This window comes from Erwinia magellanica (assembly GCF_039023495.1).
In the GTDB taxonomy this organism is placed as follows: domain Bacteria; phylum Pseudomonadota; class Gammaproteobacteria; order Enterobacterales; family Enterobacteriaceae; genus Erwinia.
This window is the reverse complement of sequence record NZ_JBCHVC010000001.1, coordinates 364,032-376,004: the sequence shown is the minus strand read 5'-3', so window position 1 is coordinate 376,004 and position 11,973 is coordinate 364,032. Positions and strand designations below refer to the sequence as shown.

Sequence of the window (11,973 nt, the reverse complement as noted above, 5' to 3'; positions counted from 1 at the left end):
ATAACCGCCCCCACAGGGGACGAAAGAGATCGCTCAGGGCAATCGGGCGTGCTGAGTTGCTATTTTTTCTAGCTTTTCCCTACCCATAGTAAGAAAGAACTGACAGCTTTACTTGATGAATCTTTATCTGAAAGATAAAAATATTTAATCAAACAAACAAATTTTTAACAAGTCCCGATTTCAATAAAGGCTAAATAATGGTGGAGTATTGGGGATAAGGATTTGATTTAAAGCGAGGAAAATTCTTATGCATTTAGCAAGCATTCTCTTTTTATTCTTCCTGAACTGGCCATTTATGGCTAGAAAGCCAGCGCTGAAAGGCCAAAATTTCCTGTAAATTCGTGATAAACAGCACAAGTTGTCCAGGCTGGCTTTAAAGATTTTTTATACGCCCGGATTTTGCCGGAAAAGGGAAGAATGAGGATTTTTCACCCTATACCAATGATTTGAGTTAAGGCGCACTATTTCACCTTTTTTTCAGGAGTTATCTGGAAAGTGACCTTGCAGCGACAAATCCTGTTCGCAGTGCTATTTTTATGGGTTATCAATTGTCAGGCATGGCCCTGCTGGCGTAATTCATAAACCACAAATCTGACAGGTATGAGCAATCTTCTTTAAACTAACGTCTTGTGGTAAAAGAAGCGCATCTCAAGGCAGATTTTAACCGGATATCATGACGACACTGGATGCTCAACCCGCAAATGCCAGCGCGGTAGCGACGCAACACGCTACGCGTGCCATCTTCTTTATAGCCGGAATAGGTATGGCCGCCTGGGCGCCGCTGGTTCCTTACGCGAAAGATCGTGCCCAGCTCAGCGATGGCGCGCTGGGTACGCTGCTGCTGTTCCTTGGACTTGGCTCGCTGATAGCGATGCCGCTTACCGGCATGCTGGTAGGTCGCCTGGGCTGTAAGCGCGTCATAACCCTGGGCAGTTTTTTTATTCTGATCGCTTTGCCGTTACTGGCAACCCTCTCCACGCCCGTTACGCTGGCTCTGGCGTTGATGATTTTTGGTGCCTCTATCGGTCTCGTCGATGTGGCGATGAATATTCAGGCGGTAGAGGTGGAAAAGGCTTCTGAACGGGCGATGATGTCCGGCTTCCACGGTTTCTTTAGCATTGGCGGAATTGCGGGCGCAGGGGCAGTGAGCGCCGGACTCGCTTTCGGGCTTTCTCCGCTGCTGGCCGTTAGCGTGATCGGCCTGATCATTATCGCTATCTATCTCTTCTCTCAGCGTCATTTGCTGAGCAACCGGCTTCATCAGCCTGATGCGCCGCTTTTTGTGGTGCCGCGCGGCTGGGTGCTCTTCCTTGGCGTTTTGTGCTTTATTCTCTTTCTGACAGAAGGGGCGATACTGGACTGGGGTGCTCTGTTCCTGACGCAGACACGCGACTTAGCGCATTCACATGCGGGTCTGGGCTATGCGCTCTTTTCTGTAGCGATGACGGTGGGCAGGCTGACCGGCGATCGCCTCGTCAACTCTTTTGGGCGCTTTTTGACGCTTTTCTGCGGCACGCTCTGCGCCTCGCTCGGTCTTTTACTGGCCGTATTTGTACCAAACGTTGTGGTCACACTGCTGGGTTTTGTGCTGGTAGGTTTTGGCGCCTCTAACGCCGTCCCTATTATGTTCAGCGCAGCAGGAAATCAGGAAACCATGCCGGTGAATCTGGCAATTTCTTCCATGACAACGATTGGTTATGCGGGTATTCTGGCAGGTCCGGCACTCATCGGCTTTATCTCACAGTGGTACAGCCTTGCGACGGCGTTTTCAGCCATTGCCGTACTGCTGTTAGCTGTGGCCGCAAGCGCCCGGCTGATTACACGTTAACTGGGGTCCCACGCTAAGCTATGTTGCCATACAAATTTCCACTGACATCAGGCAATGTCACACGCTTTTTTGTGATGTTTATTCTGGTGCTGCTGCTGGCGTCAGGATTTATGATCCACAATTCGGTGAACGCCTGGCTGACCGACAAGCGCTATGCGCTGGCGGATATCGCTCACGCGATGCAAAAGCGCATCGATACCTATCGTTTTGCCACCTGGCAGATTTATGAAAACCTGGCTGCTAACGCTGCCGGGTCGCCACCCAACAGTCTCCAGGAGACCCGCCTGCGTCCGGATGTTTACTATCTTGAGAAGACACGCCGTAAAACAGAATCGCTGATTTTTGGTTCCCACGACAGCAGCACGCTTGATATGACGCTGCGGATGTCCAACTACCTGGATACGCTGTGGGGAGCGGAAAACAGCACCTGGTCGATGTATTTCCTCAACGGTCAGGATAACAGCCTGATTCTGGTCTCTACCCTGCCGCTGAAAGATATGGCAACGCGCTATAAAGAAAGCGCCATCAGCAATATTGTTGAGGCGCGCCGCGCCGAGATGCTGCAACAGGCGAATGCGCTGGACGAGCGTGAAAGTTTCTCGCCTCTGCGCCGTTTCACCTGGCAGAATGATCACTACTTCACCGTCCGCACCACCTTTAATCAGCCAGGCCATCTGGCGACCGTGGTGGCCTTTGATTTACCTATTAACGATCTGATCCCGCTGAATATGCCGCTGGAATATTTCCAGCTCAAGCAGGATGCGAACAGCGCGCCGGTTAGCAGCGATCCGGACGATCAGACCCACAGCACAAAAGTAACGCTGGCAAACCCTAATATCGAAATTGCAGCCTCGCTCACCAGCACGCCATTGCAACTGGTTTACCGCGTGCCGTTGATGGGGCTGTTTATGGATACGCTGCATAATCTGATGTGGCCGCTGCTGGCGAACCTGGGGCTGCTGCTGCTCTCGCTGGCCGGACTATTTCTGCTGCGACAGCAATCGCTGCGCCCCAGCGAGAACCAGAGTGCCGAGCTGGACTCGTTACGCGTGCTGAATGAAGAGATTGTCGGCAGTCTGCCCGTCGGGCTGCTGGTCTATGACTTTGCGAATAATCGTACCATTATCAGCAACAAGATCGCGGAGCACTTGCTTCCCCACCTTAACCTGCAAAAAATTATCAATATGTCCGACCAGCATCAGGGCGTGTTGCAGGCCACGGTAAATAATGAAGTTTACGAAATCCGTCACGCCCGCAGCGTTCTTTCCCCTAATACGCAGATCTTTATGATGCGCGACCAGGATCGTGAACTGCTGGTGAACAAAAAACTGCAAAAAGCGCAGCAGGTGCTGGATAAGAACCATCAGACACGGCAGCAGCTGTTGCAAAATCTGGGTCAGGCCCTGAACAGACCGCTGGATAAGGTGATTGCGCATCTTCAGACCTTAAGCGAAGCGCACCCGGCAGACGATCTCAGCGATGCGCTGGAAGAATCCCAGGCGCTGAGCCGTCTGGTGGATGATATTGTGCTGCTCAACCGCCTTGAAACCCATGACTGGGCGCCGGAATCAGGCTCCTTTATGCTGCAAAGCGTGCTGGATGAACTGGTGATGGAAGCGCTGCCTTCGATGCGGCGCAAAGGGTTGAAGCTGGTAGTCTGTAACAGGCTGAACAGCGACGAAAGCCGTTACGGTGACCGCCGGGCGCTCTACAAGATCCTTACCACCCTGCTGCACTACTCCATTACCAGCACCAGCTGGGGACGGATAAGCATTGAGGTAAACCATCCGGCAGATCGCCCCGACCGTCTGGCTATCGAGATTGTCGATACCGGCGCGGGACTGATGGTAGATGAATTGGGCAATACCGATTTCCCCTTCCTTGGCGAGACCAGTCAGGATCGCTTTGGTCAGGCTTCCGGGCTGGCCTTTTTCCTCTGCAAACAGCTCTGTAAACAGCTGGGCGGGCATCTGGAAATTGTGGCGCGTCCCGATATCGGCACCCGTTACAGCATTCAGATCCATGCGCCGCAGGAGGAGCAGCATGCGCAGGAAGAGAAGCTGCTGGAGGGCCTGACCACGCTGATTGATATCACCGTTGATGAAGTCAGAAAAATCGTGGTGCATCAGCTGGAAAATTGGGGAGCGAGCTGTATCACTCCCGATGAGCGTTTCTCCGGTCAGGACCACGACGTGCTGGTCACAGACGATCCCGCACGTCTTACGCCCTGGTCGTTACTCCTGACGGATGACGAAACGGGCTTTACCGCGCTTTCCCGCGACAGCTATCGGGTCAACTTCAATATCAGCAGTGCGATGCAGGATGCGCTGCTGCAACTTATTGAACAACAGCTGGCCCAGGATGAAAACGAAGCGGAGGTGATGGAAGATCAGGATACGGCTAAGCTTTTTGCGCCTGGTTACTATCAGCTCTTTGTTGATACAGTACCAGATGATGTAAAGAGACTGTATAATGAGGCGGCGGAAGGGGACTTGAGTTCTCTTGCTCAGACTGCGCATCGCCTGAAAGGCGTGTTTGCCATGCTCAACCTGACACCCGGCAAGCAGCTTTGTGAAACGTTAGAACAACACATTACCGAGTGTGACGATTCAAACATTAAAAATACCACCAGTGACATTGACCACTATGTCAGTAAACTGCTGCAGCAAGGTAACCAATAAAATGAACAACTTGAACGTAATTATTGCCGATGACCATCCGATTGTTTTGTTCGGTATTCGTAAGTCTCTCGAACAAATTGAATGGGTCAACGTAGTTGGTGAGTTCGAAGATTCTACAGCATTAATCAACAGCCTTTCTAAACTGGATGCCAATGTCTTAATCACCGATCTGTCGATGCCAGGCGAAAAATATGGCGACGGCATTACGCTGATTAAGTACATCAAACGTCATTATCCCGATTTATCGATCATTGTTCTGACCATGAACAGTAATCCAGCCATCCTGAGCGCTGTTCTGGACCTGGATATTGAAGGGATTGTTCTGAAACAGGGCGCGCCTACCGATCTGCCAAAAGCGCTGGCTGCTTTGCAGAAAGGCAAAAAATATACCCCGGACAGCGTGGCAAAACTGCTGGAGAAAATCAGCGCGGGTGGCTACGGCGACAAACGTCTCTCTCCTAAAGAGAGTGAAGTTCTGCGCCTGTTTGCAGAAGGGTTCCTGGTAACAGAAATCGCCAAGAAGCTGAACCGCAGTATCAAAACCATCAGTAGCCAGAAGAAATCAGCAATGATGAAACTTGGCGTGGATAACGATATCGCGCTGCTGAACTACCTTTCTTCCGTCAGCAGCATGCCGGTTGATAAAGACTAAGTAGTAATAAACTCCATCAGGGCGGACTCTGTTCCGCCCTTTTTTTATGCCGCAATCACTACTCCCTGCCCTTTCTGACGCGCTCGGCATAAAACGCCAGCGCCTGTTGCAGCGTATCCATCGTGACCGGTTTCGACAGACAGTTATCCATTCCAGCTTCCATACAGCGCTGCTTCTCTTCTGCCAGCGCATTTGCCGTCACGCCCACCACCGGGAAGGTCAGCCCTAACTGACGCAGACGCTGAGTCAGGCGGTAGCCATCCATATTGGGCATGTTAACGTCGGTCAGCACGATATCGATCTCGCTGCGGCTCAGCACGTTCAGCGCATCTACCCCATCCTGTGCTGTCTTCACCCGATACCCCAGCGATCCTAACTGATCGGAGAGCAGCATACGGTTGATAGGATGATCGTCCACCACCAGAATCAAAATATCTTCATTGCTGGCGCGCTTCTCTTCCGCTTCCGGCAGGCCCGGCAACGCATCCGGCATGGCCACTTCCACCCGGTAGATCCTGCCCAGCAGCGCTGGCAGCTCATGAGGTGTGGTGGTGCCGTAAACCCAGCGACCGGCCGACAGCTCCAGCGGGCCGTCGTTATGGCTGCCATCAAAGCGGATCACCGCACGCAGCGCCTGCTGTAGCGGATAGTCGTAATCCGTCACCAGCACATCTTCCGGGCCGCACTGCCCTTCCTGTAAACGCTGCACGCTGATGCCATGCTCCCGCAGCAGTTTTTCCAGGAAGCTCGCCAGAGCGTCATTGCGGAGTTCCAGCCAGCATTTTTTCCCCTGCAAGCCATCATGCAGCGTGGGCGTCATGACCTTACTGTTATAGAGCGGGATACGAACGATAAACTGGCTGCCCATGCCCGGTTCGGAATCAACCTCAATGTCGCCGTCCATCATATTGATCAGCTTTTCACAGATCGCCAGTCCCAGGCCGGTTCCCTGGAAGTTGCGCTGAACGCCCGTGCCGACCTGGAAGAAAGGATCGAACAGACGAGTGATCTCTTTAGCCGGAATGCCTACCCCGGTGTCACGCACGCGGAAGGCAAGATAACCATCCTTCACATATACTTGCAGGATAATGCCGCCGGTATGGGTGAATTTGATGGCATTATTCAGCAGGTTTGAGATCACCTGCTGTAAACGAAGCGGGTCGCCATCCAGGGTTACGGGCACGTCACTGTCGATAAAACACCACAGCGTCAGGCGTTTCTTCACCACCATTGCCAGATAGTTGGTGGCAATATGGGTGATCACTTCACGCGGGGAAAATTCACGCGGCTCAATGCGCAGCTGTTCAGACTCAATTTTAGAGAAGTCGAGAATATCGCTGATGATTTTCAACAGCAGGCTGGAGGAGTTGTTCATGGCGGTAACCAGCGACTCCACCCCCTGCGGCAGTGATTTGGTCTGTAGAAGATCAAGATTACCGATGATGCCATAAAGAGGCGTGCGCAGCTCATGGCTGACCGTCGCAAGGAACATCGATTTGGACTGGCTGGCCTGTTCGGCGGCGTGCGCCATCTCCTGTAGCGACTCTTCCATCTTCACGCGGGCGCTGACATCCACCAGCACGCAGATAGCCACGTTTTCGTTGCGGTAGCGCGAATGCACAAAGCTGATTTGCAGGTTAGTGTTACTGCCGGTCAGTACATCGACAAAGTTAACTTGCTGACCACAAATGATTTCCGTCAGCCGCTGGCGGTCTTCCTGGGTCAGCATGCTGAGATAGTTGTGCGCCAGCTCGTTGCTGAGAATATTGGTGCCGTCGCTGGTACGCAGAATGCAGATCCCTACCGGGGCTGAAGCCACAATTTTACGGTTGAACTGCTCGTGCTCTTCCAGCCGGTGAGCATTATCCTCCGCAGGCAGGAACATACGGCGTTCAAACAGCCAGGCAAGCGTAAAGAGAATGATAGCGCTGATAACATTAAGCAGAATGGCATTGATGATCAGCACTTTCAGCTTGGCTATCAGCTCATCGGTCTCGACAGAGTAGACCACCGTCAGCTCTGAAGGCATCAGCGTCTTCTTCAGCACCAGCTTCTTATAGCTGTTAACGTAGCCGAACCAGCTGCTATCGTCCGGCAGATCATCCAGCGAAATGCCGCCGCCGGTACGGGAGGTGGACATCAGCCGCTGGTTGTTAGCATCAATGATAGTCGCGGTCACAGGGAAACTGCCCGGCGTGACAAAATCTTCCAGCCGAATGGTCTGTTCGATGCCCAACAGAGCCGCCATTTTACTGGCGACATAAATCGGCGTCAGCAGATAGTAATAGCCCACGCCCGGCTGCCCGGAAGGGGTGATCCACACCAGGCTGCTTTTACGCTCTTCATCATTGCCGTTGCGGTATTTCAGAATACGTTCATGCAGCGATTTCAGCGCCCGCTCACGGTTGGCCGAGGCGTTGCCGACGCCGAAATCGGCCAGGCAGAGGCTTTCTCCCCCCACAAAGAACACCCTGTTCAGCTCATAGGCGGAGGCGAAGTTCTCTTTCCAGTAATGCAGAAAATAGCTCAGCGACTCCAGCGAGCTACGCCAGGTGTTACTCATGGAACTGCAATCAGAATCTGAATAGAGCGGATAAAACTGGGGCAATGCGGTTTTGCCGGGAAAAACGCCGTTCAGCACATCAAGGCCGTTAGCCGAGGAATTCAGGCGGTTTTCTGCGATATATTTCAGCTCGCGGGTGACATCAGCAGAGTGACGCACATACCACTGCGCCTGCTCGAAGTTGGCGCCAAGCTCCTGACGAACCTGCGACTCTTTCTCATGCAGCACATTAATAATATAAAACGTGGTCAGCAGCGCGCCGAGCGTCCAGAGCATAAGTGCCAGCGCCCGGAAAAGGTAACGGGAAATCCTTAACGTAGTTCTGAACGAGACAAGATATTTCAAGCGAATCCTTTAGCGGTGGGGCTGACGACGATCCCGATACAGTACCGCCAGCAGGTGAAAAAAGCCAGTTGTGGCCGCAGCCTGGCTCAATAAAAAGGCCGGTTCTTTCGAACCGGCCTGAGGCACTAAACGCAGTGAAGATTATTCCTCTTCATCGCCTTCCGGTGCTTCATCTTCATTTTCAACTTCCGGGGCGATATCCTCATCCCCTTCCGCTACGCTGCCGTCGATAGCATCCAGCTCTTCTTCAGCAACCGGCTCGGCCACGCGTTGCAGGCCAACCACGTTTTCATCTTCTGCGGTGCGGATCAGAATAACACCCTGGGTGTTACGCCCTACCACACTCACTTCTGAAACGCGGGTACGAACCAGGGTACCGGCATCGGTGATCATCATAATCTGATCGCTGTCGACAACCTGTACCGCACCAATCACCGGACCATTACGCTCGGTCACTTTGATCGAGATAACGCCCTGAGTTGCACGGGACTTGGTCGGATACTCGGCGTTGCTGGTGCGCTTACCGTAGCCGTTCTGGGTAACGGTAAGAATTGCGCCATCATCGCGCGGCACAATCAGCGACACCACGCGGTCCCCTTCGGCCAGTTTGATGCCGCGTACGCCGGAAGCGGTACGGCCCATGGCACGTACAGCACTCTCTGCGAAGCGCACAACTTTACCCGCCGCAGAGAAGAGCATCGCTTCGTCGCCACCGTTGGTCAGCGCCACGCCGATCAGTTCATCATCATCACGCAGGTTGACGGCAATGATACCGGCACTGCGCGGACGGCTGAACTCAGTCAGCGCGGTTTTCTTCACGGTGCCGCAGGCGGTCGCCATAAAGATGTTCCAGCCTTCAGCGTACTCACGTACCGGCAGGATGGCAGTAATACGCTCGTTCGCCTCCAGCGGCAGCAGGTTGACGATGGGACGTCCACGCGCGCCACGGCTCGCTTCAGGCAGCTGATAGACCTTCATCCAGTACAGACGGCCCCGGCTGGAGAAGCAGAGAATGGTGTCGTGGGTGTTGGCCACCAGCAGGCGGTCAATAAAGTCTTCTTCTTTAATACGTGCCGCAGACTTACCTTTACCGCCACGACGCTGTGCTTCGTAATCGGTCAGAGGCTGATACTTCACGTAACCCTGATGAGAGAGGGTCACTACCACATCTTCCTGATTGATCAGGTCTTCGATGTTGATATCCGCGCTGTTAGCGGTGATTTCGGTGCGGCGTTGGTCGCCGAACTGATCGCGTATCAGTTCCAGCTCTTCACGGATCACTTCCATCAGACGGTCGGAGCTTTCCAGAATGCGCAGCAGTTCAGCGATCTGGGCCAGCAGCTCTTTATACTCATCCAGCAGCTTTTCATGCTCAAGGCCGGTCAGTTTCTGCAAGCGCAGATCCAGAATCGCCTGTGCCTGCTGTTCGGTCAGGTAGTATTCACCGTCACGGATACCAAACTCATCTTCCAGCCATTCAGGACGCGCGGCGTCGTCGCCGGCACGCGCCAGCATTTCAGAGACGTTGCCCAGCGCCCATGAGCGCGCAACCAGGCCCGCTTTTGCTTCGGCTGGGTTAGCCGCGTGGCGAATCAGCTCGATAATCGGATCGATGTTTGCCAGCGCAATGGCCAGCGCTTCCAGGATATGGGCGCGATCGCGTGCTTTACGCAGCTCGAAAATGGTACGGCGGGTCACCACTTCGCGGCGATGACGCACGAACGCTTCCAGAATATCCTTCAGCGGCATGATCTTTGGCTGTCCCTGATGCAGAGCAACCATGTTGATGCCGAAAGAGGTTTGCAGCTGCGTCAGAGAGTAGAGGTTATTCAGAACCACTTCGCCAACCGCATCACGCTTGATCTCAATCACAATGCGCATGCCGTCTTTATCAGACTCATCGCGCAGCGCGCTGATCCCTTCCAGACGCTTCTCTTTCACCAGTTCAGCCATTTTCTCAATCAGGCGCGCTTTGTTCACCTGATAAGGAATTTCATGAATGATGATTGTTTCGCGGCCGGTTTTGGCATCGACTTCTACTTCGCCACGGGCGCGGATATAAATTTTTCCGCGACCGGTACGGTAAGCTTCTTCAATCCCACGACGACCGTTAATGATCGCCGCTGTCGGGAAGTCCGGCCCTGGGATGTGCTCCATCAGCCCTTCGATGCTGATGTTTTCATCTTCAATGTAGGCCAGGCAGCCGTTGATCACTTCCGTCAGGTTATGCGGAGGAATGTTGGTCGCCATCCCGACTGCAATACCTGAAGAGCCGTTGATCAGCAGGTTAGGGATTTTGGTCGGCATCACTTCCGGGATCTGCTCGGTGCCGTCATAGTTCGGCACAAAGTCGACGGTCTCTTTTTCCAGATCCGCCAGCAGTTCATGGGCGATTTTCGACATGCGAACTTCGGTGTAACGCATGGCGGCGGCGGAGTCGCCGTCGACGGAACCGAAGTTACCCTGGCCGTCTACCAGCATATAGCGCAGCGAGAAGGGCTGCGCCATACGAACAATGGTGTCGTACACGGCCGTATCGCCGTGAGGGTGGTATTTACCGATAACGTCGCCGACAACACGGGCTGACTTTTTATAGGGTTTGTTCCAGTCATTGCCCAGCACGTTCATGGCATAGAGCACACGACGGTGAACTGGTTTCAGACCATCGCGAACATCTGGCAATGCACGGCCAACGATGACCGACATGGCATAGTCGAGGTAAGAGTTTTTTAACTCTTCTTCGATATTAACCGGTGTGATTTCTCTGGCTAGATCGCTCATGGAGCCGCTATCCCTCTACATTATACCCGGATTCAAAGGTGCGAAAGTATATCACCTTTAGGCCAGGTGGTGAACGGAAAGCGTCTTTTTGGACGCTTTAATGCGCGCTTAACAACCGGATCGGCGGGCGCTGCACATTCCCCTCAGGAAACAGGTATACTGCCCATAAACTTTTAGTGAGCGAGACACCTATGAAGGCTGAAAAAAGCGTCGCCACGGCTAACGTGGATCATAACGAAATTGCCAAGTTTGAAGCCGTGGCATCCCGCTGGTGGGATCTGGAAGGCGAGTTTAAACCTCTGCATCGTATCAACCCCCTTCGTCTTGGCTATATTGCCCAACACAGCAACGGCCTGTTCGGTAAAAAAGTGCTGGATGTTGGCTGCGGCGGCGGCATTCTTGCCGAAAGCATGGCGCGTGAAGGTGCTGAAGTGACCGGGCTGGATATGGGCGCGGAGCCTTTAGAAATAGCCCGTCTGCACGCGCTGGAAAGCGGCGTGAAGGTGGATTACGTGCAGCAAACGGTGGAAGAGCACGCCGAACAATTTGCCGGTCAGTATGACGTCGTGACCTGTATGGAGATGCTGGAGCATGTGCCGGACCCACGTTCTGTGGTGCATGCCTGTGCAAAACTGGTCAAACCCGGTGGCGAAGTCTTTTTCTCCACGCTTAACCGCAACAGTAAAGCCTGGCTGATGGCCATTGTGGGTGCGGAATATCTGCTGCGCATGGTGCCCCGCGGAACGCATGATATCAAAAAGTTTATCCGCCCTGCTGAACTGCTGAACTGGGTGGATGAAACTCCTCTGCGCGAACGTCATATTATTGGCCTGCACTATAACCCGCTGACCAACACCTTTAAGCTCGCGCCGGGCGTGGACGTCAACTACATGGTGCATACCCACGCGCTGAAGGCGTAAGCCTGCCCTGATTCAGGCATCTCAGACAGGCCCGGCACAGGCCGGAGCCTGTCTGCTGCTACCAGGCAAACTTTGCCCCTGATTTAAGAAAATTATTCCGGCTGCTTAAACAATATTTTCCAGACAGACAATTATTTATATCTGCCTCAGAAAAATTCTGGCGGGGTAAAAGCACGCTGTGTAACAGGCACATTATAATTTGC

6 protein-coding genes are annotated in these 11,973 nt (G+C 53.3%); 4 read left to right on the top strand and 2 right to left on the bottom strand.

Going from position 1 to position 11,973, the window contains the following annotated elements:
- Window positions 1-673: 673 nt before the first annotated feature.
- The 3 genes from AAH450_RS01785 to rcsB are packed head-to-tail and all read left to right on the top strand — an operon-like array spanning window position 674 to window position 5,161.
- Window positions 674-1,828 (top strand): MFS transporter, encoded by a 1,155-nt coding sequence (locus AAH450_RS01785; RefSeq protein ID WP_342908638.1) that lies wholly within the window; start codon window positions 674-676, stop codon window positions 1,826-1,828.
- A 20-nt stretch (window positions 1,829-1,848) separates the two neighbouring features.
- Window positions 1,849-4,509, top strand: coding sequence for a phosphotransferase RcsD (gene rcsD / locus AAH450_RS01780; protein ID WP_342908637.1), 2,661 nt, complete (start codon window positions 1,849-1,851; stop codon window positions 4,507-4,509).
- A gap of 1 nt (window position 4,510) precedes the next feature.
- Window positions 4,511-5,161, top strand: coding sequence for a response regulator transcription factor RcsB (rcsB, locus tag AAH450_RS01775; RefSeq protein ID WP_306211643.1), 651 nt, complete (start codon window positions 4,511-4,513; stop codon window positions 5,159-5,161).
- 58 nt (window positions 5,162-5,219) lie between these two features.
- Here rcsB and rcsC read toward each other — a convergent pair whose 3' ends face one another.
- Both rcsC and gyrA read right to left on the bottom strand, forming a co-directional pair.
- The gene (rcsC, locus tag AAH450_RS01770; protein WP_342908636.1) at window positions 5,220-8,069 is read right to left on the bottom strand and encodes a two-component system sensor histidine kinase RcsC; all 2,850 of its coding nucleotides are present in this window, start codon (window positions 8,067-8,069) and stop codon (window positions 5,220-5,222) included.
- 141 nt (window positions 8,070-8,210) lie between these two features.
- The gene (gene gyrA, locus AAH450_RS01765; RefSeq protein ID WP_342908635.1) at window positions 8,211-10,850 is read right to left on the bottom strand and encodes a DNA topoisomerase (ATP-hydrolyzing) subunit A; all 2,640 of its coding nucleotides are present in this window, start codon (window positions 10,848-10,850) and stop codon (window positions 8,211-8,213) included.
- 191 nt (window positions 10,851-11,041) lie between these two features.
- Here gyrA and ubiG point away from each other — a divergent pair, with 191 nt between their 5' ends.
- Entirely contained in the window at window positions 11,042-11,770 is a 729-nt protein-coding gene (gene ubiG / locus AAH450_RS01760) for a bifunctional 2-polyprenyl-6-hydroxyphenol methylase/3-demethylubiquinol 3-O-methyltransferase UbiG (protein WP_342908634.1), read from the top strand.
- Window positions 11,771-11,973: the final 203 nt, after the last annotated feature.